We start from the raw sequence: 26,164 nt of genomic DNA, 5'->3' as shown, positions 1-26,164 counted from the left end.
CTCAGCCTCCGATCGCCGACATGGGCCGGACCGGTTGCAGGAACGTCGGGTCGTCGATGCCGTGCCCGGCCCGCTTGACCACCGTGGCGGCCTGCCAGCGCCGGGCGAGTTCGGTGTCGTCCGCGCCGGCCCGCAGCGCGCCGCGCAGGTCGGACTCCTCGGTGGCGAACAGGCAGTTGCGGACCTGGCCGTCGGCGGTGAGCCGGGTCCGGTCGCAGTCGCCGCAGAACGGCCGGGTCACCGTGCCGATCACCCCGACCCGGGCCGGGCCGCCGTCGACCAGCCAGGTCTCGGCCGGGGCGGCCCCCCGCTCGACCGGGTCGGGGGTGAGCGGGAACTGGGCGGCCAGCGACGCCAGGATCTCGTCGGCGGTGACCATCGTGGCCCGGTCCCAACCGTGTTGGGCGTCCAGCGGCATCTGCTCGATGAACCGCAACTCGTAACCGTGGTCGAGGGCGAACCGCAGCAACGCCGGTGCCTCGTCGTCGTTCACGCCGCGCATCAGCACCGCGTTGACCTTGACCGGGGTGAGTCCGGCGGCGGCGGCCCCGGCCAGCCCGGAGAGCACGTCGGCGAGCCGGTCCCGCCGGGTCAACGCGGCGAACCGGGCCGGGTCCAGGGTGTCCAGCGACACGTTCACCCGGTCCAGCCCGGCGTCGCGCAGCGCCGGGGCGAGCCGGTCCAGGCCGAGACCGTTGGTGGTCACCGAGATCCGGGGCCGGGGGGTGAGCGCGGCCACGGCGGCGACGATGCCGACCAGCCCCGGCCGGATCAGCGGCTCGCCACCGGTGAACCGCACCTCGGTCACCCCGAGTCGCTGCACCGCGACCCGGACCAGCCGGATGATCTCCGCGTCGGTGAGCAGTTGCGGCCCGGCCAGCCAGGGCAGCCCCTCCGCCGGCATGCAGTAGGTGCAGCGCAGGTTGCACTTGTCGGTCAGCGACACACGCAGGTCCCGGGCGATCCGGCCGTACCGGTCGACGAGGACGCCGGCGGTCGTCGGGGCGGCGGTCACCCGTCGACCGTAGCGCGGCCGACACCCCGCAGTGCCGCTCGGGCGGCACCGACGACCGCATCGCGGTACGCCCCACCGAACAGGGCGGTGTGCACGAGCAGCAACGGGAGCTGGTGCAGCGGCACCCGCTCCCGCCAGCCGTCGGCCAGTGGCCAGGCCTCCCGGTAGCCGGCCGTGATCCGGTCGTGGTGCGGGGGGCCGCCGAAGAGGGCCAACTGGGCCAGGTCGGTCTCCCGGTGACCGCCGTGTGCCGCCGGGTCCACCAGCCACACCCGCTCGTCCGCACCCCAGAGCAGGTTGCCCGGCCACAGGTCGCCGTGCAGCCGGGCCGCCGGCTCGTCGCCGCCGAACTCGTCGATCCGCGCGACCACCTGCTCGACCAGCGTGGCGTCCGCGCCGTCGAGCGCGCCGCCGTCGACCGACATCCGCAGGTACGGCAGGAGCCGCCGCCGGGCGAACCAGTCCGGCCACGGCCCGTCGTCGGGGGTGTTGTCCTGCGCGAGAGTGCCGATGAACCCGGGCCAGGCCGCCCCGAACCGGTCCGCGCCGGCCCGGTGCGTGCCGGCCAGTTCCCGACCGAACCGCTCGGCCGCCTCCGGCGTCGGCTCGCCCGGCTCCACCCAGTCGAGCGCCAGCAGCCCGGGCAACGCCACCACCACCCCCGGTACGGCTACCGCGCCGGCCTCCCGCAGCCAGCGCAGCCCGGCGGCCTCGGTGACGAAGAAGTCCTCCGGCACCGGTCGGCCGGCCCGCCCCGGCCAGGTCTTGGTGAAGACCGAGTGGCCGTCGTCCAGGGTCAACCGGGAGGCCACGCAGCTGTCCCCGCCCGCCACCGGGGTCTCCCGGATGCGCTGGTGGGTCAGGAAGGTGGGCAGGTGCTCCGGGTGCGCCCGCAGGTACGCCAGGTCCATCAGCGCAAGGTAGCCCCTCGGACCGACCCCGGTGGCCCGCGTCGCCTCCCGGTTCGCGGTGAGCTGCACGACTACCGTCCGTATCTGTGGATAAGTCGCGTGTCGTCCACAGGGCCTGTCCTGGGTGTCCCGCCCGGCCGCAGGCTGCCGGACATGAACGCGACCGACCGCCCCCGGCTCACCGTCCGCTCTCCCGCCGACCTGATCGCCGCCGTTCCGTACCTGCTCGGGTTCCACCCGGTCGACAGCATCGTGGTGGTGGCGATGCGGGGCCGGCGGATCGTCTTCGCCGCCCGCGCCGACCTGCCCGACCCGGGCACCGACCCGCTGCTGCCGGCGGGACATCTCGGTGACGTCATCGCCCGGCAGCACGCCGACGCCGCCACCGTCATCGGGTTCGGCCCGCCCGAACGGGTCACCCCGACGTTGGACGCCGTCCGTTCGGCGCTGGCGGACCTCGGCCTGCCCGTGCTCGACGCGCTGCGGGTCACCGGTCGCCGCTACTGGTCGTACCTCTGCGAAGCGCCGGACTGCTGCCCGCCCGACGGCACCCCGTACGACCCGGACGCCAGCCAGGTCGCCGCCGCCGCCGTCTACGCCGGTCAGGTGGCACTGCCCGACCGGGCGGCACTCACCGCCCAGGTCGCTCCGGCCGAGGGCATCGACCGGGCTGCGCTGCGCCGGGCCGGCGACCGGGCCGAACGACGCCTGCTGGAACTGCTGGAAGCGGCCCCCGCCAGCGACGAGTTCGGCGAGCGGACGATCCGCCGGGCCGGCGTGGCAGCGGTACGCCGGTCCCAGCGTCGGCACCGACACGGCGAACGGCTCACCGACGACGAGGTGGCCTGGCTGACCCTGCTCCTGACCCACCTACCGGTACGCGACCACGCGTGGGAGCACACCGACGGGCGGGAGGAGGACATCGCCCTGTGGGGCGAGGTGCTGCGCCGCGCCGAGGACGAGTTGGTCCCCGCCCCGGCCTGCCTGCTCGCCTTCGCCGCCTGGCGGGCCGGTCAGGGCGCGCTCGCCGCCGTGGCGCTGGAACGGGCGCTGACCCTCCGCCCCGACTACACCCTCGCCCTCATCCTCGACGACCTGTTGCGGCGTGGGGTGCCGCCGTCCGACCTGGACGGCTGGCCGACGGTGACCGACCCGCGGGTGCTGCGCCGCCGTCGTCGCCGGCCCCGCCGGCCCCGCTGACCGGCTGTGCTGGCCTTTTGATCTGCTCTGTGTTCTGAACCGATGCGTTCCGGCCGGCCCGGGTCTGTCGCACGCCCGGCTGCGCCGTCGCTGACCGGCTGCGTTTCGAGCGCCGCGTCGTTGCGTGGGCTGCGTCGTTGCGTGGGCTGTGGGCTGTGGGCTGTGGGCTGCGCTTGCGGGCTGCGGCCCGGGGCTGTGCTTGTGGGCTTGCTGTCCGGGGCTGCGCTTGTGCCTGACGGCTTGAGGCTGCACTTGTGGCTTACGGCCCCGGGCTGCGGGCTGCGGCTTGCGGGCTGCGGCTTCCGCTGGCCGGGACGCAGCGATCGGTCGGTGAGGAGAGCCACCGTGCGAGGGGTGACAGTCGGTCACGGTCGGTAAAGGGTCGGGGGTATGTGTTCCCCGAGGTGAGTATGCCCAGCAGTCATATTCATGCCTGGCAGGCATAAGGCTGTCGCGGAATGTATGTCAGGTCGACCCGGCGACGCATCCTCAACGCGAAGCGCCTGCCCCGAACCGGGACAGGCGCTTCGTCGGGGCCTTCGGTCAGGCGCGAGCTGCCAACCCGGCGACGAACGTGCGCCACGAGGTCGGGGCGAACGTCAGGGCCGGCCCGTCCGGGTCCTTGGAGTCCCGTACGGCGACCGCGCCGGGAAGGTTGTCGGCAACCTCGACACAGTTTCCGCCGCTGGTGCCACTTCGGGTGGACTTCCGCCACCGCGCATCAGTCAGGTTCATTGGCCTGCAACTCCCATGATCAGGTCTAACGACTGCCGTCGTGGTAGCGCCTCGTTCCGGATGCTCTCCCACCGCTCGAAGAGCGTAGCCAGGTCTGCCGGCTGGCTTACGACATCGCCGCCCAACTGGTTTTCGAGGTGTCCAACCCAACCGCCATCACCCAAATGCGCGAGCGACAGGGGGCCGGAAAGACCTGCATGGAGAACAACATCGATGGGCACGATGTGGATGCTGATATTCGGTCGTTCCGCACAAGCTACAAGGTGGTCGAGTTGCTCGGCCATTAGTTTCTCGAATCCCTTACCGGCGCGCTGGACTGCGCCTTCGTCGATCACTGCGACGAGCTGGGGTGGGTCGGCTCGGTCCAGGACATGTTGTCGCTCCAGGCGTGCCGCCACTCGGCGATCTACTTCGCTATCGGTCAAACGCGGATCGAGTCTCAGCACTGCGCGGGCGTAGGACTCGGTTTGTAGTAGGCCGGGGATCAGGTTCGGCTCGAAATATCTGAGTTGGGTCGCGTTGCGTTCGGCGTCGAGCCACGGCAGGAACCACGACGGTGTGCCGAGCTTGCTCACCAGCCGCTCGAAGAGCCCACCGGTGCTGAGCGCCCGGTCAGCTCCCTTGATGAAATCAATGGTCAGCGCCCGGGTGCCCCCCTCGACAGCACTGACGTGCGAGGCGCTGAACCCGGCACCCCGCCCGAACGTCTCCTGCGTCATCCCGGCGGCACCCCGGGCGCGGCGAATCTCGGCAACGACGAAATCGGCGAGCGGATCTGGTACGTCAGCCATGCACGGTGCCCCAATCTGAAGATCGACCATTCATGTCGCCACCTCGTCGGCAGCTCCTCATCCGGCTCAGCCCGAACCTGCGTCGCACCTTCCGAGCGTAGTGACCTCCACATCAGAGTGTCACCGGGGCGGCGCTGTCGGTAGTGGTCGAGAGCTGGCGGCGGCGTCTGCCGGAGGGGCCGTCCGTGGAAGGGCGGCCGGCCCCTCCTCCACACCGACGCGGGACGCACCGACGCAGAGAAGACGCCGTGCCCAAGGAGAAGCCGAAGCCCGAGAAGAGCCCCGAGCCAGACAGGAGCCCCGAGCCCGCGCCCGGCCCGGAGCCCGCACCCGACCCCGGGCGACCCGCGCGCCCGATCGTGCCCGGGCCGATCGGGCCGCTTGTTCCGCCGTACCGGGGGCCGGGTCGGATGTTCGGCGTCGTGCCGACGCACCGGTGGTCGTCCAGCCGGAACCAGGGGCCACGGTGACCGCCCCGCAGATCAGGTCGGGAGAGGTACTTCACCTGTCGCGTGCCGCCAGCGTGCAGTTCATCCGGCCGATCACGGTCCGGGTCATCCGGGTGCTGACCGACTGGCACACGTACGACGGGTGGGTGTGGATCGACGCGTACCAGCTGAATGCTGCCGGCGACGCGTTCCGGCGGCGGACCCTCTTCCTGATGCCGGCGGGTGTGCGCCGGCCCGCCCCGCCGCCGGAACGCGTCGCCACCCGGCGAGCCCCGCCGCCGCCGGAACGCGTCGCCACCCGGGCCGTCCCGGCTGGCCCGGCCGGGCAGGGTGGGGCGACGATCCCACCGCGGGAGGCGGTCGTCCCGCTGGGCGTTCGGTCCGGTCGGGGGCGGGCGTGCAGGTCGGCGGGGACGCGGTGACCGTGCCGCTGCCCGGCCGGCACACGCCGCTGCGGCCGATCTGGCTGGCCGGGTCGACGCGAACCCGTGGCCGTGCGGGGAGGCGAAACTCGCCCTCCTCGCCAGGTACGACGGTGATCGGCCGGGCCTGCTCGGCCTGCTGGCCGGGTTGTCCGCTGCCGCTGCGACCGCTGTGGGTGTGCCGGGCCTGCGCGGAGGCGACCGAACACCTGACGCAGCTCGCCAACGGTCGTCGGATCGACGTGACCGACCGCTTCCTGGCCTGGGTCCGCCCGCCGGATCACTGACCTCCCGGCCCGGCCGACGTGTCCCCGCTGGCGTGGCAGTGCCTGCCGGTGGATTGTGGAGAGTTGTTGTCGTCAGGGCGGCAACAACTCTCCACAATCCACGCCGACTCTCCCGGCGGGCGTGGTCTTCACCATCGACGCCGACGTTGCCGGTCCCGGGCCGAGGTGTCTCCACCGTCGACGCCGACGTTGCCGGTCTGGGCCGACGTGGTCTCCACCATCCACGCCGACGGTCCGGCGTCAGGACCGGGGTGCGGGGTCAGACCGGTCTGCGGGGTCAGGAGGTGACGCGCTGCGGGCGGGTGTAGACGTTCATGGTGCGGCCACGGAGGAACCCGACCAGGGTCATCCCCGCCTCGTCGGCCAGGTCGGCGGCGAGGGTGCTCGGTGCGGAGACCGCCGCCAGCAGCGGCAGCCCGGCCATCCACGCCTTCTGGGTCAGCTCGAAGCTCGCCCGACCGGACACCAGCAGCAGGTGACCCGCAAGCGGCAGCCGTCGTTGCCGGACCGCCCAGCCGATCACCTTGTCCACCGCGTTGTGCCGGCCGACGTCCTCGCGCAGCACCACCAGTTCGCCGTCCGGGGTGAACAGGCCCGCCGCGTGCAGGCCGCCGGTGCGGTCGAAGGCGCGCTGCGCGACGCGCAGCCGGTCGGGTAGCTCGGCCAGCAGCTTCGCCGGTACGGTGAGCGGGTCGTCCGCGACGGTGAAGCGGGACCGGGTACGCACCGCGTCGATGCTGGCCTTGCCGCACACCCCGCAGGAGCTGGTGGTGTAGAAGTTGCGTGCCGGGTCGACCGCCGGTGCCGGCACGCCGGGTGCGAGCACCACGTCGACCACGTTGTACGTGTTGGGTGTCTCCGCCCCGGAACAGAGCTGGGCGGTCTGCACGTCGGCGTCGCCGCGGATCAGCCCCTCGGTCAGCAGGAAGCCGATGGCCAGGTCGAGGTCGTCACCGGGGGTACGCATGGTCACCGCCAGCGGCCGGCGTCGACCCGGGCCGCCCGGCCCGACCCGGATCTCCAACGGCTCCTCGACGGCGAGGGTGTCCGGCCGGCGCAGCGCCATCCGGGCGTCGTCCGCCGCGTCGAGATCGATCCGGAGCACGCTCCGCCGGTCAGTGGCCCGTCCCATCCCGCCATCCTGCCCCGCCCGCCCGATCCTCCGCACGGCGACGGCCCGGCCCGTCCGCTTCCCGCACGGCGACGGCCCGGCCCGTCCGCTTCCCGCACGGCGACGGCCCGGCCCGTCCGCTTCCCGCACGTGGGGACCGGGCGTGACCGGGGCGCGGCGATGCCCGGCCCGGCCGGTTGACGGCCCCGCCCGGAGGGACCGGCCGGCTACCGTGACCGGATGACGGCGTACGCGGCGGTGGTGCTGGCCGGTGGGGCGGCCCGCCGGATGGGCGGGCGGGACAAGCCGGCGGTGCCGGTGCACGGGCGGCCGATGCGGGACCGGGTGCTCGCCGCCGTCGCCGACGCCGTACCCCGGGTGCTGGTCGGATCGGGCGGTTCGCTCCCGGCCGACGTGCTGGTGACCCGGGAGGAGCCGGCCGGTGGTGGGCCGGTGGCCGCCACGGCGGCCGGGCTGGCTCTGCTCGGCCCTGATACGACCGTCGTCGCCCTGCTCGCCGCCGACCTGCCGTTGCTCAGCCGACCGGCCGTCGGTGTGCTGCTCGACGCGCTCGCCGCCGGGTCCGGCCCGGGGGCGGCGGACGGCGTCTGCCTCCTCGACGACCGGGGGCGGCGGCAGCCGTTGTGCGGGGTGTGGCGGGTGTCGCCGTTGCGCGCCGCGCTGGACCGGGTGGCCGCCCGCCGGGCCGAGGAGATCGAACGAGCTGGATGCACCGGGCAGGCTGTGCCGGTCGACGGGGCCGGACCTGTCGGGACAGGCGACCGGAGCGGAACGGTCGGGACGGGCGAGGGGGCCGGACCTGTCGGGACAGGCGAGGGGGCCGGGCGGGTCGGGGCGCTGGCCGGGGCGTCGATGCGGGAACTCCTGGGCGAGCTGAACGTGCGCGAGCTGGTCTGGTCGGCTGCCGGCCCGCCACCGTGGTTCGACTGCGACACTGACGCTGACGTACGCCGGGCGGAGGAGTGGAAGCGATGACCGTGCTGGACGACTGGGTGACGGCGGCCTGCGCCGAGTTGGGCCTCGATCCGGCCGACGTGTCGGTGCCGACCGTGCTGGACCTGGCCCGGGACGTCGCCCACCAGGTGCTGCGACCGGGTGCGCCGGTCACCGCGTACCTGCTGGGGGTGGCGGTCGGACGGGGCGCGGACCCGGCCGCGGCGGCGGCAAGGCTCAGCGGGCTGGCCGCCGAATGGCCCGTCGAGCTGGGCGGTGGGCGTCCCGACGGCCCCGCCGCCCCCTGATCGGCCGGTCCGTCGCGGGACGGCCGATCGGATCGGCCCGTCGCCCGTCCGGCCCCGGCACGGCCGACCGGATCGGCCCGTCGCCCGTCCGGCCCCGGCACGGCCGACCGGATCGGCCCGTCGCCCGTCCGGCCCCGCCACGGCCGACCGGATCGGCCCGTCGACAGTCCGGCCCCGCCACGGTGTCCGATGCCGGTCGTGGTGGATTCGCACTCCGGCCCGCCTGGGTAGGGTGACCTTGACGGACGGAGGCGATCATGACGGCGGACCACCCCTCGAAGCCGACCGGTGATCAGCCCGGCACCTCGCCGGCGCACCACGATCACCACGACTCGGTCCTGCTGGACGAGCCGAGCACAGCCGACCTGCGGGCCAAGGTCACCGAGGCGTGGCGGGAGTTCGCGCGGGCGCTGGCCGCCCGGCTGCGGGAGCTGCCCACCGGGGCGCAGCTCGAACTGACCCTGGACCCGACCGCCTCCGGCACGGGTGACGCGGTCTACTCGATCAACGTGGCCGTGGGCGAGCAGGGCCGGATCTCCGCGCGGGCGGTCGGCAACGCCACCCTGCCGCCGGGCTTCCGGCTGGACCGCGCCGCGGTGGCCGACATGATCGCGCTCGGCTGGTCGCCGCCCGGCGTGGTGACGGGGTCCGGCGAGGACTTCGGGCTGGACGGGTCGGTCGACGACGCCAGCAGGCTCGCCGGGCTGTTCTCCCGCACCCTGCGGGACGTGTACGGCGCCCCGCACCCGGCCTTCCTGGTCTACCTCAGCCAGGACGCCGAGGGTGAGTCGTTGCCGATCGAGGCGCTCGGCACCGCGCGTAGCGAGTTCGGCCCCGACCGGGACGTCGAGGCCGACCTGGACGAGGCGCTGGCTGCGGCGGCGAGCGCCCAGAACGGCGACCAGGAGGTGCTGGACCTGCCGGAACGGGTCCGGACGGTGGTGTCGACCATGCTGAAGTCGACCTCCGACCACCTCCAGATCGACTCCGACGGGGACATCAACATCCGGGCCGGGTCGGCGATGGTCTTCGTCCGGGTCCGGGACAATCCGCCGCTGGTCGACGTGTTCTCGCCGGTGTTGACCGAGGTCGAACCGACGGAGCGGTTGTACGTGAAGCTCTCCGAGCTGACCAACCGGATGCCGATCGGCCGGTTGTACTGTGCCGACGACACCGTCTGGGCGTCCATTCCGGTCTTCGGCCGCAACTTCCAGGCCACCCACCTGATGCTGGCGGTGCAGGTGATGACCGGGCTCGCCGACGAGTTGGACGACCGGTTGCACGGCGAGTTCGGCGGGAAGCGGTTCTTCGGCGAGGGCGACAAGCCGGGCCGGGGCGACAGCGGGCACCGCACCGGCATGTACCTCTGATCCACCGTCCCGGTGCCGTCAGGGGGTGGACGGGCCGACGCCGGGCGACTCGACCAGCCGGGAGAGCACGATGGTGCTCCGGCTGGAGGTGACGAACGGTTCCGCGCGGAGCCGTTCCAGCGCCTCCTCCAGGTGGGAGATGTCGGCCGCGCGCAGGTGTACGAGCGCGTCGGCCTCCCCGGAGACGGTGTAGGCGCCGACTACCTCGGGGTGCCGCCGGGCGGCCAGCGCCAGTTGGGTGGGCGTGGTCCGGCCGGCGCAGAACAGCTCCACGAACGCTTCGGTGGTCCAGCCGACGGCGGCCGGGTCCACCACGGCGGTGAAGCCCCGGATCACCCCGGTGGCCCGGAGCCGGTCCACCCGTCGTTTGACCGCCGGCGCGGACAGTGACACCCGGGAGCCGATGTCGGCGTACGAGGTCCGGGCGTCCGCCACGAGCAGCGCAATGATTCGCTGGTCTACCGCGTCTATCTGCAACGATCCGCCTCTGGGAAGCAATACTTCTGGCTGTTACCAAAGTTCTACGCTACCTACCCTTGGTCTCCGTGGAGCAGCAGCGCTTGCCGCGAAAGCGGACATATCTCATGTGTTCCCCGGAGCACTTCGCGGTCGAGTACGCCATCAACCCGTGGATGGACGTCAGCACCGCCGTCGACGCGGCGTTGGCGGTCAAGCAGTGGGACCGGCTGCGGGACACGTTGGTGGGTCTCGGCCACGAGGTGCACCTGCTGACCCCGGCGGCGGGGCTGCCGGACATGGTCTTCGCGGCCAACGGGGCCTTCGTGGTGGACGGGACGGTCTACGGCGCGCAGTTCAAGCACGAGCAGCGGTCCGCCGAGGCCGCCGCGCACCGGGCGTTCTACCGGGAACACGGTTGGCACTTCATCGCGCCGGGCGAGACCAACGAGGGTGAGGGCGACTTCGCCTACCTGCCGGAGGCGCACGGTGGGCTGATCCTGGCCGGGTACGGCTTCCGGACCGAGCTGCCGGCGCACGCCGAGGCGCAGGAGGCCCTGGGCCGCCCGGTGGTGTCGCTGCGCCTGGTCGACCCGCGCTTTTACCACCTGGACGTGGCGCTCGCCTCGATCGACGACGGCAACGTCGCGTACTTCCCCGGGGCGTTCTCGGCGGCCAGCCAGCGGGTGCTCACCCAGCTCTTCCCGGACGCGGTGCTCGCCGACGACGAGGACGCGCTGGCCTTCGGCCTGAACCTGGTCAGCGACGGGGCGAACGTGGTGCTCAACAGCGACGCTACCCGGCTGGCCGGGAAGCTGAAGGCGGCCGGGTACACCCCGGTGCCGGTGGAGCTGGCCGAGCTGAAGAAGGGCGGCGGCAGCGTCAAGTGCTGCGTCGCCGAGCTGCGCCCCTGACCGACCCGGAGCCGCCACGAGGGGACGGGTACCCCGCCACGAGGGGTGCCCGGCCGCCGTGGTGTGCCGCTCAGCCGAGGGTGGCGATCTCGTTGATCAGGACGTTGGAGAGCAGCCGGCCGTCGAACTGCACCTTGCGCAGGTACCACTTCTGTTGCGGGGTACGTGGCTGGTTGAACTGCCACGGCCCGCGCGGGCTGTCGATCTGGCCGATCTTGCCCAGCGCCAGGTTGACCTGCTGCGGGTTGGGCTCCGCGCCGGCAAGCCGGATCGCCTTGTCGAGCACCTGCGCGGCGTCGTAGGAGGCCATCGCGTAGGTGCTGGGGGAGACGTTGTAGGTCTTGCGGTACGCCGAGGCGAAGGTCCGGTTGGCGTTGTTGTTGAGGTCGGCCGAGTAGTTCAACGCGGTCTGGATGGTGCCGGCCTTGAGGCTGTCGTCCGCGTTGACCAGGGTCGAGCGCAGGTCGGAGAGGATGTTGCCCTCGGTCAGGAAGCCGGGCGCGTAGATGTCGCCGAACCAGCGGCTGCGGCGCAGTTGCCGGATGAACTGTTCGCCCGCGGTGCCGGAGTAGAAGCAGAAGATCCCGTCCGGCTGGCGGCTGAGCGCCTCGCTGATCTGCGCGCCGAACTCGTTCTCGCCCGGGGCGGGGTTGGCGGTGGTGAGGATCGGCTCGCCGATGATCCGCGGGTCGTCGGTGCCGAAGCCGTCGCGGAACCCCTTGATCACGTCGAGGCTGGCGGTGCCCTCCGGGGCGACGATGGCGAGCCGGCTGTCGGCGGGCAGCGTCCGCCGCAGGTACGACCCGAGCGCCCGGCCCGGCTCGTCCAGCACGTACGACGTCCGCCAGATGTAGACGACGCTCTGCAGGCTGGGCGGCGAGGCGTTGGAGCCGATCAGCGGCACCCGGGCCTTCTCCACCGCGTCCCGGATGCCGGACATCACGGTCGAGTTGACCACGCCGGTCATGGCGAGCACGTTCTGGCTGAGCAGCTTGTCGACGGCGGCCTGCCCGCTCTTGGCGTTGTCGCCCTCGTCGACGGTCACCACGGTCGCCGGGTGCCCACCGAGCTGCTGCCCGTTCATCGCCAGGAAGAGCTGGAAGCCGTTCTCGATGTCCTCGCCGATCGCCTTGCCGTCACCGTTCTCCGGTCTGATCAGGCCGATCTTGACGGGGCTGCCCACCGGCGGCGTCTCGGTGTCGTCCGTGCCGCAGGCGGCGGCCAGTCCGGTGGTACCGAGCGCGGCCAGCAGCTGGAGGGCCCGCCTGCGGTTCATCTGCGACACCGAAAATCCTTCCGGGAGCATTGCCGGGCGTCACCGCCCCTCCGGCGTTCTACCTGGTGGGCGACGCTGCGTCAATGGATCTTGATCTTCAAGCAGCGACTGCAACGCAGCCCTTACCTGCGGCCAGGCCGCCGAGAGCGGATCGATCAACCCGAAGTGTTCGCATTCCGGCAGCTCAACGAGGGTGACCGGGGCTCCGGCGGCCTGTGCGGTGGCAGCATATGACCTGCTCAGGGACAGCGGGACCTGCCGGTCCCTCCCACCGTGCACGATGACCGTCCGTGTCCGTGCCGACACCGATCTGCGTGGATCGGCCACCGCATACCGGTCCGGGTGGTCGGAAGGGCCGCCGCCGAGCAACGCGGCCACCGCCCCCGAGTCCAGATCCAGCCGGTACGCCTCGGCGAGGTCGGCGACCGGCGCCAGCGCCAGCACCCCCGCCACGTCCTGCGGAGCGTGGGCCGCGACGTGCAGGGCGAGCTGCCCGCCCGCCGAGTGCCCCAGCAGCACCGGCGGCCCCGGGGCGACCTGTCCCGGCAGAGCCTCCGCCACCAGCCCGGGCAGCGCCGCCACCCCCGCCCGGACGTCGGCGAGGGTGTTCGGCCAGCCCCCGCCGGGCTGACCGGTACGCCGGTACTCCAGCTGGGCCACCGGCCAACCCAGGTCGGCCAGCGCGGCGGCGAGCGGGCCGGTGTGGGTGCGGTCGTACCCGGCCCGCCAGAAACCGCCGTGCAGCACCGCCACCAGCGGACGGGCCGGCCCGTCCCCGACCGGTCGGCGCAGGTCGACGAGCTGTTCCGGCTGTCCGCCGTAGCGGAGGGTCAGGTCCGGCGGTGGAGCGGGCCGGGTGAGCACCGCACGCGGGTCGACGGTCATGCCGGCGACGGTAGCGCGACCGGGGCGGCGACGGTCGGCCCAGCGGTGGTCCGGTCCGGTGGTGTGCCGGAGCAGCGGTGGTCCGGCCGGGTGGTGGTCCGGCCCGGTGGTGGTCCGCCCCGTCGGTGCCCGTACCAGCGGTGGTCCGGGCGCGTGCGCCCGGAGCGGGTGGGTAAAGATGGGTGCCATGACCGAAGCGCACTCCACTGGACAAGAAGACGAACCGGGCCGCGCGGACGGGCAGTCGGGCACCGTGGTGGTGGTCGGACCGGACGGCCGTCCGGTCGGCACCATGCAGACCGACGAGGCCGGCGAGGACCCGACCCGACTGGTCGAGCAGCCCGCCAAGGTGATGCGGATCGGCAGCATGATCAAGCAGCTGCTGGAGGAGGTCAAGGCCGCCCCGCTCGACGACGCCAGCCGGCACCGGATGCGGGAGATCCACGAGCGGTCGATCGTCGAGCTGAAGGACGGTCTCGCCCCCGAGCTGCGCGAGGAGCTGGAACGGCTCTCGCTGCCGTTCACCGAGGACCAGGCACCCAGCGAGGGTGAGCTGCGGATCGCCCACGCCCAGCTGGTCGGCTGGCTGGAGGGGCTGTTCCACGGCATCCAGGCCACCCTGGTGGCCCAGCAGATGGCCGCCCGGATGCAACTGGAGCAGATGCGCTCCGGTGGCCGCCCCGCGCTGCCCAGCGGCCCGGGCGCGATGATCCCCGGCATGCCCGGCATGGGTCAGCAGCCCGGCGGCGAGGGCCACAACACCGGCCAGTACCTCTGACCGTGCGGACGGGTGAGCGGGTCACCCGGCCGCGCTGACCCGATCCGCGGACAGGGGAGCGGGTCGGCCGGCCGGTCCGACCCGGGATCCGACCGCCGTGCCCCGGGAGCGTCGGCCCGCGGCGACGCCCCGGGCCGGTCAGCCCACCCCGAAGACCTTCTCCAGGTACGCCGCCACCCCGTCGGCGGTGTTCGCCCCGGTCACCTCGTCGGCGATCTCCAGGACGGCGGGGTGCGCGTTGGCCACCGCCACCGCCCGCCCGGCCCAGGTCAGCATCGGTACGTCGTTGGGCATGTCACCGAAGGCGAGCACGTCGGACTGCCGTACGCCGATCCGGTCCGCGTACCAGGCCAGCCCGGCCGCCTTGGTCACCCCGGCGGCGGAGATCTCCACCAGCCCGCTGTACGACGAGTGGGTCGCCTCGGCCAGCCCTTCCAGCGCCCCGGCCACCACCTGCACGAAGGCGTCCGGGTCCTGGGTGCCGGCGCGGGCCAGCAGCTTCACCGCCGGCACCGAGGCCAGCTCCTCCGGCGACTCGACGGCTCGGATGGCCTCGTGGTCGGCGTCCCAGCGCAGCGGGTAGTGCGCCTCGTGACGCATCTGGCGGCTGTCCACGATCTCCACCGCGAAACTGACCTCCGGCACCGCCGCCCGCAGCCGCCGGGCCACCTCGGCGAGCAGTTCCGGGGCGAGCGGGTCGGCTCGCAGCACCTGGTCGGTGTGCGGGTCGTAGACCACCGCGCCGTTGGCGCAGACCGCCGGCAGCGGCGTGGAGAGCTGGTCGTACACCAGCTGGAGCCAGCGGATCGGGCGACCGGTGACCAGCACGACCGGGATGTCCGCCGCGGCGATCCGCTCCAGCACCGCCGCGGTGCGGGCGCTGAGCCGTCGGTCGTCGCCGAGCAGGGTGCCGTCGATGTCGGTGGCGACCAGCCGTGGTGTCTCTCCCATCACCGGGAGAGTAGTCGGTCCAGGTAGACCGCCACCCCGTCGTCGTCGTTGCGCAGGGTCACCTCGTCGGCGGCCGAGCGCACCAGCGGGTGCGCGTTGGACACGGCCACCCGGGACCAGCCGGCCCAGGCGAACATCGGCAGGTCGTTGGGCATGTCCCCGAAGACCAGCACGTCGGCCGGGTCGACGCCGAGCCGCTCGGCGACAACGCTCAGGCCGCTGGCCTTGTCCACCCCCGGCGGGCAGATCTCGACGAAGCCGAGGCCGGCCTGGGTGAGGCTGGCCACCTGCGGCCCGACGAGCTGTCGGGCGGTCTCCAGCAGCTCGTCCACGTGGTGGTCGGCGGTCCGGACGAACGCCTTGATCACGTCGTGGGAGAGACATTCTGCGCGGCTGCGCGCCTCGAACCGGTCCTGGTAGGGCCAGGCCGGGTGGTAGTCCCCCCACAGCGGCGCGTCGTGTTCGTCGGACCCCTCGACCATGACGGTCAGTGGACCGACCACGGCCTCCAGGTCGGTCAGCAGGGCGGCCAGCACCTCGGCGGACAGCCGCTCGTCGCGCAGCACCACCGGGCCGGCCGGGTCGCTCTGGTCCACCACGCAGCCGCCACCGGCCATCACCAGATAGTCGGCGGCCCGGATGTCGTTGCGGGTGAGTTCCTTCAACCGGGGGCCACGACCGGTGGCGCCGACCACCGGGATACCGGCGGCCCGCACCCGGTCGAGCACCCCGTGGGTGTACGCCGAGACGGTGTCGTCGCTGCGGACCAGCGTGCCGTCGAGGTCGGTGGCGATGAGCTTGGGCAGTCCCGGGCGGGTCATCGTTCCTCCTTGCCCGCCGCCGTCCGTACCGGTCGTCCGACCCGGTGTGACGGCGGGCAGCAACCGTACCTCGCCCGACAGGTCGCAACCATGGCTTCCCGACGAACCGGCCGCCAACGCCCGGTGACGGGCGACCGGCGGCCGAATGCCCGGTGACGGGCGACCGGCGGCCGAATGCCCGGTGACGGCGACCGGTGCCCGGTGACCCGGCGGCCGCACGCCCGGTCGGCCGGGGCGCTCAGGCGTCGGGTTCGCGGCGGGCGAACGGGACGGTCGGGGTGACGGTCAGGTCGGTGGGCGCGTCCGGCCGGTCATCGTCCCGACCGGGATCGACCCCGACCGGCCCGGCCCCGGCAGCCTCCCCCGGCCGGTCGTCCGGTTGCCGGCCGCTGCCGAGTAGTGCCGCCCCGACCAGCGCCACGGCGACGAAGGCCATCACCAGCCCGCGGCCGTGGTCCACCCGGAAGCCGTCCTCCGGGGAGTAGAACAGCGCCCGTTGCCCGGAGTCGTCCAACGAGAAGGCGGTGACGGTGAGCAGGACCAGCAGGGCACCCGCCACCGCCAGACCGGCCACCCGGGCGTCGTGCCCGCTGGCCGGACGCCCGCGCAGGGCCAGCGCCACCGTGACACTGAGCAGCAGCAGCCCCACCAGGTACGCGACACCGAAGGCGCCCACCTCGGCCACCCCGCCGGGTACCCGGATGGTGCTGCTGCCCTCGGGGCCGCCGTTCGGCACGGTCATCACCAGCCACTCCCCGGCCATCGACGCCGTGGCGGCGACCGCCCCGAGCAGGACCAGCACCGGGGGCAGGCGTCGGTCCCGACGCAGCGCGGTGGGCCACTGCCCGAACCGTCGGTTCGTCGACCGTCCGGCGGCACCCCACCCCGGCACGGAGGTGTCGTCCGAGCGGTCGTCCTGTCTCGGGATGGGGAGATCCTGGGACATCGGCCACCTTCCGCGTCGCGGGCCTGACCCGCATCATCCCACGGCGGTCCGGTCCCGACCGGTAACGCCGGCACCCGGAAGCGGCGTACCGGGCAGGTCAGTGCTCCCGTGTCGACGACCTGCGGCGTCGGGGGAGGGCGACGTATCGACGAACTGCCCCGCCGCCGACGGTGCGCGGGGGCCGGGATCCGCCGCCGGTCGCCTCGCCCGGGTCGGTCGCCGCGGGCCGTGGTTTCGACTAGCGTTCGGGGTATGCCTATCCGTACCGCTTCCGCACGCTGGCAGGGCAACCTCACCGAGGGTGCCGGGACCGTCCGCACCGGCAAGGGTGGCCTGGAGGGGAACTACTCCTTCAAGTCGCGCTTCGAGGAGGGCGAGGGGACGAACCCGGAGGAGCTCATCGGTGCCGCCCACGCGGGCTGCTTCTCGATGGCGCTGTCCAAGCAGCTCGCCGACGCCGGCGCGACCGACACCTCGGTGGAGACCACCGCCAAGGTGCACTTCGACAAGACCGACGCGGGGATGACCGTCACCCGGATCGAGCTGGAGACCGTCGGCCGGGCGCCCAGCCTGGACGAGGCCGAGTTCGCCAAGCTGGCCGAGGCCGCCAAGGAGAACTGCCCGATCTCGCGGCTGCTCTCCCCCGGCGCGCAGATCAGCCTCACCGCCCGCCTCGCCTCCTGACCCGTTCCGCCCGCTGACCCCGCTCACCCGCACCGCCCCGACGGCCCGCTGCGGCTCCGCAGCAGCCCGTCGGGGCGCCGGCCTTTCCGGCCGTGCTGGCCTTTCCGGCCGTGCTGGCCTTTCCGGCCGTGCTGGCCTTTCCGGCCGGGCCGGACTGACATGCCGGGCCGGTCGGGCGTTCCGGGCCGGTCGGCGTACGGGACGGATGACGGGCGGCGGGTCGGGCACAATGGGCTAGGTGCCTGTGGAGATGAGCCGTGAACGCTTCGAGGAGCTGGTCGGCGAGGCCCTCGACGAGGTGCCCGAGGAGTTGCTCCGGCTGATGAGCAACGTGGTCATCCTGGTCGAGGACGACCCACCTGCCGGCGAGGACCTGCTCGGCCTCTACGAGGGGCACGCGCTGACCGAACGCGGCTGGAGCTACTCGGGCGTGCTCCCCGACCGGATCTTCATCTACCGCCGGCCCATCCTGCGGATCTGCGCCACCGAGGACGACGTGGTCGACGAGGTGGCGGTGACCGTGGTGCACGAGATCGCCCACCACTTCGGCATCGACGACGAGCGGCTGCACGCGTTGGGCTGGGGCTGAGCGCGCCGTCCGCCTTGTCGGGCCGGACGTCCCGGTACCCCTGACCGGTTCCGTGCGTGCAGCCGGGCCTGCGCTCCGCTCGGCCGATGCGGCCTGTTGCGGGGGCTGCCTACCGTTGTGGGAGCACACCCCTAATCAGGAGGAAAACCCAATGCGCAGCGCGCTGTTCTCCGCAGAAAACCTGGAGAAGGAGTCCGCCCAGCCCGGCATGCGGCTGCAGAACTCCAAGATGCTGAAGATCGAACTCAACGGCGAGGCGATGGCCCGGGTCGGGTCGATGGTCGCCTACCAGGGGCAGGTGCAGTTCCAGGCGCTCGGCTCGGGCGGCATCGGCAAGTTCATCAAGCAGCGGCTCACCGGCGAGGGAGTGCCGCTGATGAAGCTCAGCGGTCACGGCGACGTCTTCCTCGCCGAGCTGGCCAAGGACGTGCACATCATCGATCTGGAGCCGGGCGACGCCCTGTCGATCAACGGGTCCAGCGTGCTGGCCTTCGACTCCACCCTGTCGTACGACATCAAGATGGTCGGCGGCGCGGGGATGGCCTCGTCCGGCCTGTTCAACTGTGTGTTCAGCGGTTACGGCCGGATCGCCATCACCACCAAGGGCACCCCGGTCGTGCTCAACGTCGACGCGCCCACCTACGTCGACCCGCAGGCCGCCGTCTGCTGGTCGGCCAACCTCCAGACCGGCTACCACCGGGCGGAGCAGCTCGGCCTGGGCACCCTGCTCGGTCGCAGCACCGGTGAGGCGTTCACCATGAGCTTCGCCGGCCAGGGTTTCGTCGTGGTCCAGCCGTCGGAGGAGCCGCCGGTCCAGGGCAGCGGCGGCCAGCAGCAGCAACAGGGCCTGCTCGGCGGCCTGCTCAGCTGATCTTCGCCGGGGTGGGGGTGGTCCCGGTCGGGGCCGTCCCCACCGCGTGCCGCGCCGCCCGTCGAGACCCGGGCGGGCCGGGTCAGCTCAGTTCGCCGGAGCGCAGCCGGGCCAGCCAGGCCGCCGCGTCGGTGTAGTCGGTGTCCGACAGGCCGGCGGGGGCCGGGACCGGCCGGTCACCCGCCGCGTCGGCCCACCGGTGCCGGGGGTACGACCCGAGGAACCGCACCTCTGCGCAGACCCGGCGCAGCCCCTGCAACGCCTCGCCCAGCCGGGCGTCCGCGACGTGACCGGTGCAGTCGAGGAAGAAGACGTACCGGCCGAGCGCCTCCCCGGTGGGGCGGGACTCGATCCGGGTCAGGTTGACCCCGCGCACGGCCAGCTCCATCAGCACCGACAGCAGGGCACCCACCCGGTCGTGGGCGATGTAGACGACCAGCGAGGTGACGTCGTCCCCGGTGGGCGGCGGCGGCGGACCGGGGCGGGACAGCAGCGCGAAGCGGGTCACCGCGTCCGGATGGTCGGCGATCTTGTCGGAGAGCAGCGTCAGCCGGTGCCGGGCGGCGCCGATCGGGGCGCAGATCGCCGCGTCGTACTCGCCGTTCGCCGCACCCGCCGCCGCCGCACCGTTGGAGAGCACGTCGATCACCGTCGCGTCGGGGAGGTGGGCGCGCAGCCAGTTGCGGCACTGGGTGGACGCCTGCGGGTGGGCGGCCACGCTGCGTACCCCGTCGAGGTGGGTGCCGGGCCGGGCGCCGAGCACGAACTCCACCGGCAGGATCACCTCCCGGGTGATCACCAACGGATCCCCCTCGGCCAGTTCGTCCAGGGTCACCCCGACCGCGCCGCCGATGGAGTTCTCCAGCGGCACCAGCGCGGCGTCCGCCTCGGCGGCCCGGACGCTCTCCAGCGCCTCGCCGACACTGCGGGCGGGCGTACGGCTGCCGCGTTCGGCGGCCGGGAGGGTACGCAACGCCTGTTCGGCGAAGGTGCCCTCGGGGCCCAGGTAGACGTAGCGGGTCGGCGGGGTTCCGGGCATGTCGCCCAGCCTACGCACCCGGTGGCGCTCCGGCCCCGGCCTCGCAGGCCAACGTCCGGATGGCGGGCGGCGCGGTGGCCTTCACCTCGATCGAGCAGACGTCCGTACCGGCGGTGACCAGCACCAGCGCGCCCGGCTCCCCCCGGGTGACCGCCTGCAACTCCTCGTGCCCGCTGACCGCCAGCACGGTGTACTGCCAGCCGTCGGCGCAGAGCGGCCCCGTCACGGCGCGCACCGACACGCTGCGGGGCAGCACGTCGCCGCGGAGCAGACCGATCACCCGGTCGGTCGAGGGGCGGCCGGCGCAGGCCACCGCGACCGCGGCGGCGGTGGGGCCGGGGGTGGTCGGCACGGCGGTCGACGACAGGGTGGGGAGCACCGCCAGGGCGGTGGGCGGCGTGGTCGGCGGCACGACCGGTGCCGGCGGGGCGACGGGGACCGCCACCCGGCGTTCCGGCGGGGCGGCGCACCCGGCGAACGGCAGCACGGTGAGGAGCGCCACGGTGAGCCGGGCGGTGACCGACCGGCGGCACGGCGGACGGGGCGCGGGAGTGGGCGGCACGGGCCGGTCCTCGGGGGATTCGGGCGTGGTCAGATCGCGGAGAAGAAGGTGAGTGAGCCGGAGACCGACCCCTCGGTGAGCACCGGCGTGGAGATGGCGTCCACGGTCGCGTAGGTGCTGTCGTCCCCGGCGGGCTGGACCCTGAGCAGCCCCCGGGCCAGCCGACCGGAGTGCAGGGCGAGCAGCGGGGGGATCTTGTCGGTCTCCTGCTCCGGCAGCTCGTGCCGGGCGGCGGTGAAGTCGAGCAGCCGGAGGCCCCCTTCGAGCAGCGGCAGCCCGACCACGGCCTCGGGAGCGCCGAGACAGAGCAGTTCGCAGCCGGCGGCCGAGATGGCCACCACCCGGGTGCCGGCGTCGATGAGGAGGCAGGGCTCGTCGGCGTGCGAGACGGTGGCCGACCACTTCCCGACGTTGTCGCACCCCGACTCTGTCGGCGTCCGTGCGGCCGGCACGAACACGTCCGAGAGCGAGAGTTCGACGTGGGCCACCGCGCCTCCTAGGTACACCGACGGTCTGTCCACGCTAGCCGGTCTTCGTGACGGTCGCCGACCGCGCTGGAGTCACCAGCCGCCGGTGGGTGGTGCGGGTGCCCGGGTGGGCGGCCGGCGACGGCGCGGACCGGAGTGTCGCGGGGACCGGTGCCGCGGGGCGTCGCCGGTGACGTTACCGGCGACCCGCCTGCTTGTCAGCGGCCGTTCGGCCCTCGTCGTACCACCGGTAGTCGCCGGCGGGACGGTAGGTGCCGTTGTGCCAGGTCTGTGGTGCCTGGGCGACCCGGGAGAGCTTCTCGGCGGTGGCCGGGCTGATCCGGTTGCCGCCGGCGACGAGGAGCCGGTCCAGCTCCCGGTGGGTCGCCATCATGCAGTCCTTCGGCAGGCCGTAGACGCTGATGACGCCGGAGCCGACGAAGGTCAGCACGGGGGTCACCGGGATCGGCAGCCCGACCGCCTCGGTGAGGGCCTTGCTCGCCCGCTTGGCGTCCCGCCGGGCCTCGGCCACGTAGGGCGGGCGCTTGCCGTTGATCTGCACCACGTCCCCGGCGACCAGGACCCGGGCCCGGCCGTGGTCGGCGATGCTGACCGCGAAGAGGCCGCTGGGACCGATGGCGAGGAAACCGGCGCGTTCCTCCTGCCCGTGGTCACGCAGCATGTCCGAGACGTCGGTGCGGGGCCACTCGACCACGTGCCACGCGGGACCGAGGTGGTCGAGCTGACCGAGCGCCCGCGCACCGGCGGCCTCCAACCGGCGGGCACCCCGCTCGGCCCGACGACGACGGGCCCACTCCAGCGGGGTCGGCCGGGCCGGGTCGAGTGTCGCCGACCCGTCGGGACGGGGGTGCGGCACCGCCACGGGCGGCAGTGCCCGGGTGGGTACGGCTCGACGAGCGGGAAAGACAGTCATCGCGACCTCCGGCAAAAGGTCCCTCGAAAGTTATGTTCTCACTACCCTACGTCGCCACTGTGGGGGTTCGGCAAGTTGGAGCGCCGGAATGAGTGTGGATGAATGCCATATTCATCCTCAGTTCTTCCGCTGAACACCCTTCACCACTGCCCTACGCTGCGGGGGTGACCCACTACGTGGACAGCGAGGTCGGTCGACTCGGCACGGTGCTGCTGCACCGACCGGGCCCGGAACTTGCCCGCCTCACCCCCCGCAACAACGACTCGTTGCTCTTCGACGCTATCCCATGGGTCGGCCGGGCACAGGAGGAGCACGACGCCTTCGCCGCCGAGCTGCGCAGCCGGGGCGTGGAGGTGCTCTACCTGGCCACCCTGCTGGCCGAGACGCTCGCCGTCGCGGAGGCCCGCGCCGCGCTCACCGAGCAGGTGCTCAGCTCGCCCCGGCTGGGCGACACCCTGCGCCGGCGGGTCGCCGACCACCTCGCCTACCTCGATCCCGCCGCCCTCGCCGACGTGCTCACCGCCGGCCTGGCCCATGAGGAGCTGCGGATCAGCGCCGAGCGCCCGGGCGGTCTGGTCTGGACGATGATGGACCGGCACGACTTCGTCATCGACCCGCTGCCCAACCTGCTCTTCACCCGGGACTCGTCACTGTGGATCGGCGACCGGGTCGGGGTGACCAGCCTCGCCATGCCGGCCCGCCGCCGGGAGACCACGCTGACCGACGCGATCTACCGTTACCACCCGCGCTTCGCCGGCACCCGGGCCGTCTACCACCCGGGTCTGGAGCACCTCGAAGGCGGCGACGTGCTGCTGCTCGCCCCCGGGGTGCTCGCCGTGGGGGTGGGCGAGCGGACCACCCCGGCCGGCGCCGAACGGCTGGCCCGGCAGGTCTTTGCCGCCGGCCTCGTCCACACCATGCTGGTGGTGCCCATCGCCCAGGAACGGGCCACCATGCACCTCGACACCGTCTGCACCATGGTCGACGTCGACGCGGTGCTGATGTACCCCAACGTGGCCAGCACGCTGTCGGCGTACACGGTGGTCGCCGGCCCGGACGGCGAGCCCCGGGTGGACGGCCCCGCGCCGTTCCTGCGCGCGGCGGCCGACGCGATGGACCTCGACCAGCTCCGGGTCATCGACACCGGGCTGGACCCGGTGACCGCCGAACGTGAGCAGTGGGACGACGGCAACAACACCCTCGCCCTGGCCCCCCGGCTCTGCGTCGGCTACGAACGCAACGTGGAGACCAACGCCCAGCTCGAACGCGCCGGCATCGAGGTCGTCCCGATCGCGGGTTCGGAGCTGGGCTCCGGTCGGGGCGGCCCCCGCTGCATGTCCTGCCCGCTGGTCCGCGAGCCGCTGCGCCCACCGGGCGCCTGAGCGGGTGCTCAGCGGAGGGTGAGCTGGCGGCCCAGCAGCCCCTGCCGGGCCCGGCGTCCGGCGGCGTCCAGCGGCTCCTTCTCCGCCAGCGCGTCGGCGTACCGTCCGGCGAACGCGGCCACCGGTTCCTCCCATTCGGCGGCCGGGACGTCCTCCGGGAGGTCCCAGACCGGCACCAGCCGGCCGTGCGCCCGGAACATGCCGGCGAACTTGGTGCCCTCGCCCAGGGTGAGGGCACCCGAGGCGGAGAGCCGGGAGAGGGTGTCCAACGCGGCGTCCTCGTCGTCACCGAGCACCCAGCGCACGTGTGCCTTCTCCGGCACCCGGCACCAGTACGCGGCCCGCGCCGCGGCGAGCCGGACGGTCGGGTAGACGGCCGCGTTCGCCCGCTCCAGGGACGCCTGCACGGTCGGGTCGTCGGCCGCGCCGGGATCGAGCCAGAAGTCGAAACCCTCGTGCATGGTGATGTCCAGCGGGGCGTCCACCAGGATGTCCTGGAGCCGGGGGCCGGGGCCGGGCAGCGGCGGCACCGTCACCTGCCCGCCCGGCTCGGTCCGCAGGGCGCAGAGCAGCGCCTCGGCCAGGTCCCGGGAGACGTCCCCGGACTGCTGGTGCCGCTGGAGACCGATGAACACCCGACCGTCCGGCTTGGTCATCGCCGGGGCGGCCATCGGCAGCACGGTGGCCAGGGTGACCGGCCGGTCGCCGTGCTCCTCGACCAGTCCGGGGGTGAGCCGCAGCGGCGCGGAGGCGGCCGGCACGAGTTCGCGCAGGGCGATCCACTCCGGTTCGTCCGCCAACCCTTCGAACGGACGGGGGACGAAGACGTCCCGGATCTTCTCCCGGCGGGGAGCGGCCTCGACGCGCTGGTTCTTTCGACGCTTGCTCACGGCGAGACAGCCTAGAGCCCGACCGACGGCCGTGGGGGCAGGACCCGCCCCCGCCGCCCGGCCGGCGGGCCGGATCAGACCCCCGAGCGGGACCACCCGGACCCCGAGTGGAACCAGGTCGGGCTGAGCGGGATCAGGCCCGGCTGAGGCGGGACCAGGCCCGGCCTGCGGTCAGCCGGCGGAGATCAGGTCCGGCCGACAGTCGGCCGGGTCGAACTCGGCCCAGACACTCTGCCCCAGACCGTCCCGGTCGACTCCCCAGCGGCTGGCCAGCCCGGCGACGATGTGCAGTCCGCGGCCGTCGACCGCGTCCGTTCCAGCGGCCCGCATCCGTGGTCCGGCCTCGGCGCCGCCGTCGGTCACCCGGACGGACAGCAGTGGACCGGTGCGGCCGGGCCGCAACCGCCAGGCGACCCGGACCACCCCGCCGGGCAGCGGGTCGGCGTGCCGGACCGCGTTGCCGACCAGCTCGGCCAGGACGGCCACCAGGTCGGCGAGGAGCGCCGGTGGGACCAGCCCGGCCAGCTCGTCGGCGAGCCGGTGCCGGGCCAGCCGCGCTCCGGTGGCGTGGTGGGGGACCACCACGCACCACGAACGATCGACTCGTCCCGTCGACACCCCGGCTCCTTCTCGGCCTGTGTCCGTCGGCGTGTCACCGGCCCACCGTGGGCAGGTCACCGGCGCGGCAGCCGCACCTCTGCGACGGTACCGCCACCGTCTCGTGGACGTAGGGATACCCATCCATTTTGCTGTTCAACGATCCGGCGGACGAGAAAGAGGCCGAGTCCGGCACCCGGATAACCCCGACGGTCCCCGGACTCGCCCTGCCAGAACCGGTCGAAGGCGCGTTCCACGTGTTCCGGCCGGATCCCCACCCCCCGGTCGGCCACCCGGAACGCCACGGTCCGGCTGTCGGCCGTCGCCGACACCTCGATGGGGGAGTCCGTCGGCGACCACTTTCCCGCGTTGGTGCACAGTTCGGTCAGCACGGTGGTCAGCCGGTGCCGGTCCCCGACGGTCTTGGGCAGGTCGGCCGGGACGCGCAGCAGCAGCCGGCGACGCAGGTCGCCGGGGAGGTCCAGGACCGCCGCCCGGAGCGCCTCGCCGAGATCGAACGGGACGGCCGGCCCGTCGCCGGGGCGGACGTCGGTGGCCGAGGTGAGCAGCCGGTCGACCAGCCGGGCCAGTTCGTTGGCCCGTTGACCGATCACCCGGGCCGCCTGCCGCCGGTCGTGGTCGGTCAGCGACTCCCAGTGGTCGGTGAGGGTGTCCGCGTACCCCTTGATGACGGTGACCGGGGTACGCAGCTCGTGGCTGGTGACCGCGACGAAGAGATCGCGGTCGGAGTCGCGGCGCTGCTGGTCGGTGATGTCGCGGAAGGTGACCACCCGGAGCATGCCCGGACCGGCCAGCTCACCGGCGGTGATCCGCAGCCACTGCCCGTCCGCGAGCTGGTGGTCGAGCACCTGGCCGGCGGCGGGGAGCGGGAACGGCAGCGGCCGGTTCATCGCCTCGCCGGCGGTGCGGCCGGTGACCTCGACGGCGGCGGGGTTCCACAGCCGGACCCGGCCGTCCCGGTCGACCACGGCCAGACCGTCGGCGAGCGCCGCGACCACCGGCCCGTCGCCGTGCACCGGCAGGCCGCTCTGGTCGCCGTACATGTGGGCGATGCAGGAGGCGAGATAGCCGAGGGTGGCGTGCTGGACCCGGTTCTCGGACTCGTCGTCGTCGGGATAGAGGGCGTGCAGGCTGCCGACGGTGAGCCCGTTGAGTTCGGCGCGGGCGACGATCATGCGGCGCAGGCCGCGGGCGGCCAGTTCCTCGGCGAGCTGGCCGTCCAGGAGGTCCAGCCTGGTCTGCCGGATCCGGGGGCCGGTGAGCAGGCAGACGGTGGCCGGGTCGGAGGCGGGCAGCGGGCGGCCGACGGCCCATTCGGCGCAGCCGCTGGCCGCGATCACCTGGCCGCCGGTGGGGGTGAACTCGACGAACGCCACGCAGGCCGCGCCGAGCGCGGGTCGGGCCGCCTCCAGCAGTGCGGTGAGCACCGGCAGCCCGGCCTCGCCCGAGTTGATCATCTCGATCACCGCGCCGTGGTCGGCGATGAGGGCGGCGAGATCGGAGCGCTCCGGCATGTCCCGAGTGTGCCCCGTGCGACACCTTTCGGGC

General features: G+C 73.3%; 30 protein-coding genes. 12 read left to right on the top strand and 18 right to left on the bottom strand.

Annotation, left to right across the window (positions count from 1 at the left end):
* Nucleotide 1: 1 nt before the first annotated feature.
* Together moaA and O7612_RS00640 are read right to left on the bottom strand one after the other, a co-directional pair.
* Complete coding sequence (gene moaA, locus O7612_RS00645; protein ID WP_282269492.1) at nucleotides 2-1,015, bottom strand: GTP 3',8-cyclase MoaA; 1,014 nt, start codon at nucleotides 1,013-1,015, stop codon at nucleotides 2-4.
* Nucleotides 1,012-1,926 (bottom strand): fructosamine kinase family protein, encoded by a 915-nt coding sequence (locus O7612_RS00640; RefSeq protein WP_282274103.1) that lies wholly within the window; start codon nucleotides 1,924-1,926, stop codon nucleotides 1,012-1,014. The genes moaA and O7612_RS00640 overlap by 4 nt, the downstream gene beginning before the upstream one ends.
* 153 nt (nucleotides 1,927-2,079) lie before the next feature.
* Between O7612_RS00640 and O7612_RS00635 the strand changes: the two genes are divergently transcribed.
* Nucleotides 2,080-3,126 carry a DUF4192 domain-containing protein gene (locus O7612_RS00635; protein WP_282269490.1) on the top strand — a complete coding sequence of 349 codons (1,047 nt, stop codon included), beginning with the start codon at nucleotides 2,080-2,082 and terminating at the stop codon, nucleotides 3,124-3,126.
* 543 nt (nucleotides 3,127-3,669) lie between these two features.
* Here O7612_RS00635 and O7612_RS00630 read toward each other — a convergent pair.
* Together O7612_RS00630 and O7612_RS00625 are read right to left on the bottom strand one after the other, a co-directional pair.
* Entirely contained in the window at nucleotides 3,670-3,861 is a 192-nt protein-coding gene (locus O7612_RS00630; protein ID WP_282269488.1) for a DUF397 domain-containing protein, read from the bottom strand.
* Nucleotides 3,858-4,652, bottom strand: coding sequence for a helix-turn-helix transcriptional regulator (locus O7612_RS00625; RefSeq protein ID WP_282274102.1), 795 nt, complete (start codon nucleotides 4,650-4,652; stop codon nucleotides 3,858-3,860). Before O7612_RS00625 ends, O7612_RS00630 begins: the two co-directional genes overlap by 4 nt.
* A 481-nt stretch (nucleotides 4,653-5,133) precedes the next feature.
* Here O7612_RS00625 and O7612_RS00620 point away from each other — a divergent pair, with 481 nt between their 5' ends.
* Both O7612_RS00620 and O7612_RS00615 read left to right on the top strand, forming a co-directional pair.
* A complete protein-coding gene (locus tag O7612_RS00620) occupies nucleotides 5,134-5,523 on the top strand; it encodes a hypothetical protein (RefSeq protein WP_348774315.1) in 390 nt (129 codons plus the stop codon).
* Nucleotides 5,524-5,636: 113 nt separating this feature from the next.
* Nucleotides 5,637-5,810: a hypothetical protein gene (locus O7612_RS00615; RefSeq protein WP_282269484.1), complete on the top strand. Its 174-nt coding sequence runs from the start codon at nucleotides 5,637-5,639 to the stop codon at nucleotides 5,808-5,810.
* Between the two features lie 277 nt (nucleotides 5,811-6,087).
* Here O7612_RS00615 and fdhD read toward each other — a convergent pair whose 3' ends face one another.
* On the bottom strand, nucleotides 6,088-6,942 hold the full coding sequence (fdhD, locus tag O7612_RS00610; protein WP_282269482.1) for a formate dehydrogenase accessory sulfurtransferase FdhD: 855 nt from the start codon (nucleotides 6,940-6,942) through the stop codon (nucleotides 6,088-6,090).
* A gap of 219 nt (nucleotides 6,943-7,161) precedes the next feature.
* Between fdhD and O7612_RS00605 the strand changes: the two genes are divergently transcribed.
* The 3 genes from O7612_RS00605 (at nucleotide 7,162) to O7612_RS00595 (ending at nucleotide 9,553) form a co-directional block, all read left to right on the top strand.
* Nucleotides 7,162-7,917, top strand: a complete 756-nt coding sequence (locus O7612_RS00605) for an NTP transferase domain-containing protein (protein WP_282269480.1) — start codon at nucleotides 7,162-7,164, stop codon at nucleotides 7,915-7,917.
* Nucleotides 7,914-8,183, top strand: a complete 270-nt coding sequence (locus tag O7612_RS00600) for a DUF6457 domain-containing protein (RefSeq protein WP_282269477.1) — start codon at nucleotides 7,914-7,916, stop codon at nucleotides 8,181-8,183. Before O7612_RS00605 ends, O7612_RS00600 begins: the two co-directional genes overlap by 4 nt.
* Nucleotides 8,184-8,440: 257 nt before the next feature.
* The gene (locus O7612_RS00595) at nucleotides 8,441-9,553 is read left to right on the top strand and encodes a hypothetical protein (RefSeq protein ID WP_282269476.1); all 1,113 of its coding nucleotides are present in this window, start codon (nucleotides 8,441-8,443) and stop codon (nucleotides 9,551-9,553) included.
* Nucleotides 9,554-9,571: 18 nt separating this feature from the next.
* Here the strand turns inward: O7612_RS00595 and O7612_RS00590 are convergent, their stop codons facing one another.
* Nucleotides 9,572-10,030: an Lrp/AsnC family transcriptional regulator gene (locus O7612_RS00590; RefSeq protein ID WP_067301170.1), complete on the bottom strand. Its 459-nt coding sequence runs from the start codon at nucleotides 10,028-10,030 to the stop codon at nucleotides 9,572-9,574.
* A gap of 59 nt (nucleotides 10,031-10,089) precedes the next feature.
* Between O7612_RS00590 and ddaH the strand changes: the two genes are divergently transcribed.
* A complete protein-coding gene (gene ddaH, locus O7612_RS00585; RefSeq protein WP_348774256.1) occupies nucleotides 10,090-10,923 on the top strand; it encodes a dimethylargininase in 834 nt (277 codons plus the stop codon).
* 70 nt (nucleotides 10,924-10,993) lie between these two features.
* On the opposite strand, the gene O7612_RS00580 is transcribed toward ddaH, so the two are convergent.
* A complete protein-coding gene (locus tag O7612_RS00580) occupies nucleotides 10,994-12,208 on the bottom strand; it encodes an ABC transporter substrate-binding protein (protein WP_282269468.1) in 1,215 nt (404 codons plus the stop codon).
* 30 nt (nucleotides 12,209-12,238) lie between these two features.
* A complete protein-coding gene (locus O7612_RS00575) occupies nucleotides 12,239-13,084 on the bottom strand; it encodes an alpha/beta hydrolase (protein WP_282269466.1) in 846 nt (281 codons plus the stop codon).
* 178 nt (nucleotides 13,085-13,262) lie between these two features.
* On the opposite strand from O7612_RS00575, the gene O7612_RS00570 reads away from it, so the two are divergent.
* Nucleotides 13,263-13,862: a bacterial proteasome activator family protein gene (locus O7612_RS00570; RefSeq protein ID WP_282269464.1), complete on the top strand. Its 600-nt coding sequence runs from the start codon at nucleotides 13,263-13,265 to the stop codon at nucleotides 13,860-13,862.
* A gap of 138 nt (nucleotides 13,863-14,000) precedes the next feature.
* Here the strand turns inward: O7612_RS00570 and O7612_RS00565 are convergent, their stop codons facing one another.
* The 3 genes from O7612_RS00565 to O7612_RS00555 all read right to left on the bottom strand — a co-directional run bounded on the left by O7612_RS00565 (nucleotide 14,001) and on the right by O7612_RS00555 (nucleotide 16,580).
* The gene (locus O7612_RS00565) at nucleotides 14,001-14,813 is read right to left on the bottom strand and encodes an HAD family hydrolase (protein WP_282269462.1); all 813 of its coding nucleotides are present in this window, start codon (nucleotides 14,811-14,813) and stop codon (nucleotides 14,001-14,003) included.
* The gene (locus tag O7612_RS00560; RefSeq protein WP_282269460.1) at nucleotides 14,813-15,634 is read right to left on the bottom strand and encodes an HAD-IIB family hydrolase; all 822 of its coding nucleotides are present in this window, start codon (nucleotides 15,632-15,634) and stop codon (nucleotides 14,813-14,815) included. Before O7612_RS00560 ends, O7612_RS00565 begins: the two co-directional genes overlap by 1 nt.
* A 238-nt stretch (nucleotides 15,635-15,872) precedes the next feature.
* Nucleotides 15,873-16,580, bottom strand: a complete 708-nt coding sequence (locus O7612_RS00555) for a hypothetical protein (protein WP_282269458.1) — start codon at nucleotides 16,578-16,580, stop codon at nucleotides 15,873-15,875.
* Nucleotides 16,581-16,832: 252 nt separating this feature from the next.
* Here O7612_RS00555 and O7612_RS00550 point away from each other — a divergent pair, with 252 nt between their 5' ends.
* From O7612_RS00550 to O7612_RS00540, 3 genes are all read left to right on the top strand, one after another.
* The gene (locus O7612_RS00550; protein WP_282269456.1) at nucleotides 16,833-17,264 is read left to right on the top strand and encodes an OsmC family protein; all 432 of its coding nucleotides are present in this window, start codon (nucleotides 16,833-16,835) and stop codon (nucleotides 17,262-17,264) included.
* Nucleotides 17,265-17,508: 244 nt separating this feature from the next.
* On the top strand, nucleotides 17,509-17,853 hold the full coding sequence (locus tag O7612_RS00545; protein ID WP_282274101.1) for a metallopeptidase family protein: 345 nt from the start codon (nucleotides 17,509-17,511) through the stop codon (nucleotides 17,851-17,853).
* A gap of 151 nt (nucleotides 17,854-18,004) precedes the next feature.
* A complete protein-coding gene (locus tag O7612_RS00540; RefSeq protein ID WP_088643597.1) occupies nucleotides 18,005-18,724 on the top strand; it encodes an AIM24 family protein in 720 nt (239 codons plus the stop codon).
* Nucleotides 18,725-18,806: 82 nt separating this feature from the next.
* Here O7612_RS00540 and pheA read toward each other — a convergent pair whose 3' ends face one another.
* The 4 genes from pheA to O7612_RS00520 form a co-directional block, all read right to left on the bottom strand.
* The gene (gene pheA, locus O7612_RS00535; protein ID WP_282269454.1) at nucleotides 18,807-19,763 is read right to left on the bottom strand and encodes a prephenate dehydratase; all 957 of its coding nucleotides are present in this window, start codon (nucleotides 19,761-19,763) and stop codon (nucleotides 18,807-18,809) included.
* Nucleotides 19,764-19,773: 10 nt separating this feature from the next.
* Nucleotides 19,774-20,325 (bottom strand): hypothetical protein, encoded by a 552-nt coding sequence (locus tag O7612_RS00530; RefSeq protein ID WP_282269452.1) that lies wholly within the window; start codon nucleotides 20,323-20,325, stop codon nucleotides 19,774-19,776.
* A 29-nt stretch (nucleotides 20,326-20,354) separates the two neighbouring features.
* Nucleotides 20,355-20,813, bottom strand: a complete 459-nt coding sequence (locus O7612_RS00525) for a hypothetical protein (protein WP_282269450.1) — start codon at nucleotides 20,811-20,813, stop codon at nucleotides 20,355-20,357.
* Nucleotides 20,814-20,988: 175 nt separating this feature from the next.
* Nucleotides 20,989-21,726 carry a hypothetical protein gene (locus tag O7612_RS00520; RefSeq protein WP_282269448.1) on the bottom strand — a complete coding sequence of 246 codons (738 nt, stop codon included), beginning with the start codon at nucleotides 21,724-21,726 and terminating at the stop codon, nucleotides 20,989-20,991.
* A gap of 164 nt (nucleotides 21,727-21,890) precedes the next feature.
* On the opposite strand from O7612_RS00520, the gene O7612_RS00515 reads away from it, so the two are divergent.
* Nucleotides 21,891-23,108, top strand: coding sequence for an arginine deiminase (locus O7612_RS00515; RefSeq protein ID WP_282269446.1), 1,218 nt, complete (start codon nucleotides 21,891-21,893; stop codon nucleotides 23,106-23,108).
* Nucleotides 23,109-23,116: 8 nt separating this feature from the next.
* Here the strand turns inward: O7612_RS00515 and O7612_RS00510 are convergent, their stop codons facing one another.
* From O7612_RS00510 to O7612_RS00500, 3 genes are all read right to left on the bottom strand, one after another.
* Nucleotides 23,117-23,998, bottom strand: a complete 882-nt coding sequence (locus O7612_RS00510; protein WP_282269444.1) for a DUF5926 family protein — start codon at nucleotides 23,996-23,998, stop codon at nucleotides 23,117-23,119.
* Nucleotides 23,999-24,169: 171 nt separating this feature from the next.
* Nucleotides 24,170-24,583: an ATP-binding protein gene (locus O7612_RS00505; RefSeq protein ID WP_282274100.1), complete on the bottom strand. Its 414-nt coding sequence runs from the start codon at nucleotides 24,581-24,583 to the stop codon at nucleotides 24,170-24,172.
* A gap of 89 nt (nucleotides 24,584-24,672) precedes the next feature.
* Nucleotides 24,673-26,130: an ATP-binding protein gene (locus O7612_RS00500; protein ID WP_282269442.1), complete on the bottom strand. Its 1,458-nt coding sequence runs from the start codon at nucleotides 26,128-26,130 to the stop codon at nucleotides 24,673-24,675.
* Nucleotides 26,131-26,164 lie beyond the last annotated feature (34 nt).

Origin of the sequence: Micromonospora sp. WMMD987, assembly GCF_029581435.1 — a bacterium.
Classification (GTDB): Bacteria; Actinomycetota; Actinomycetes; order Mycobacteriales; family Micromonosporaceae; genus Micromonospora; species Micromonospora rifamycinica.
Note: the sequence above shows the minus strand (reverse complement) of the source record. Positions and strands in the feature narration are given on the sequence as shown.

Excerpts from the sequence above, each read along its gene's own strand:
- O7612_RS00640 (WP_282274103.1), bottom strand. The coding sequence starts at position 1,926 with ATGGACCTGGCGTACCTGCGGGCGCACCCGGAGCACCTGCCCACCTTC.
- O7612_RS00635 (WP_282269490.1), top strand. The coding sequence starts at position 2,080 with ATGAACGCGACCGACCGCCCCCGGCTCACCGTCCGCTCTCCCGCCGAC.
- O7612_RS00630 (WP_282269488.1), bottom strand. The coding sequence starts at position 3,861 with ATGAACCTGACTGATGCGCGGTGGCGGAAGTCCACCCGAAGTGGCACC.
- O7612_RS00625 (WP_282274102.1), bottom strand. The coding sequence starts at position 4,652 with ATGGCTGACGTACCAGATCCGCTCGCCGATTTCGTCGTTGCCGAGATT.
- fdhD (WP_282269482.1), bottom strand. The coding sequence starts at position 6,942 with ATGGGACGGGCCACTGACCGGCGGAGCGTGCTCCGGATCGATCTCGAC.
- O7612_RS00605 (WP_282269480.1), top strand. The coding sequence starts at position 7,162 with ATGACGGCGTACGCGGCGGTGGTGCTGGCCGGTGGGGCGGCCCGCCGG.
- O7612_RS00600 (WP_282269477.1), top strand. The coding sequence starts at position 7,914 with ATGACCGTGCTGGACGACTGGGTGACGGCGGCCTGCGCCGAGTTGGGC.
- O7612_RS00595 (WP_282269476.1), top strand. The coding sequence starts at position 8,441 with ATGACGGCGGACCACCCCTCGAAGCCGACCGGTGATCAGCCCGGCACC.
- O7612_RS00575 (WP_282269466.1), bottom strand. The coding sequence starts at position 13,084 with ATGACCGTCGACCCGCGTGCGGTGCTCACCCGGCCCGCTCCACCGCCG.
- O7612_RS00570 (WP_282269464.1), top strand. The coding sequence starts at position 13,263 with ATGGGTGCCATGACCGAAGCGCACTCCACTGGACAAGAAGACGAACCG.
- O7612_RS00565 (WP_282269462.1), bottom strand. The coding sequence starts at position 14,813 with ATGGGAGAGACACCACGGCTGGTCGCCACCGACATCGACGGCACCCTG.
- O7612_RS00560 (WP_282269460.1), bottom strand. The coding sequence starts at position 15,634 with ATGACCCGCCCGGGACTGCCCAAGCTCATCGCCACCGACCTCGACGGC.
- O7612_RS00555 (WP_282269458.1), bottom strand. The coding sequence starts at position 16,580 with ATGTCCCAGGATCTCCCCATCCCGAGACAGGACGACCGCTCGGACGAC.
- O7612_RS00550 (WP_282269456.1), top strand. The coding sequence starts at position 16,833 with ATGCCTATCCGTACCGCTTCCGCACGCTGGCAGGGCAACCTCACCGAG.
- O7612_RS00540 (WP_088643597.1), top strand. The coding sequence starts at position 18,005 with ATGCGCAGCGCGCTGTTCTCCGCAGAAAACCTGGAGAAGGAGTCCGCC.
- pheA (WP_282269454.1), bottom strand. The coding sequence starts at position 19,763 with ATGCCCGGAACCCCGCCGACCCGCTACGTCTACCTGGGCCCCGAGGGC.
- O7612_RS00520 (WP_282269448.1), bottom strand. The coding sequence starts at position 21,726 with ATGACTGTCTTTCCCGCTCGTCGAGCCGTACCCACCCGGGCACTGCCG.
- O7612_RS00500 (WP_282269442.1), bottom strand. The coding sequence starts at position 26,130 with ATGCCGGAGCGCTCCGATCTCGCCGCCCTCATCGCCGACCACGGCGCG.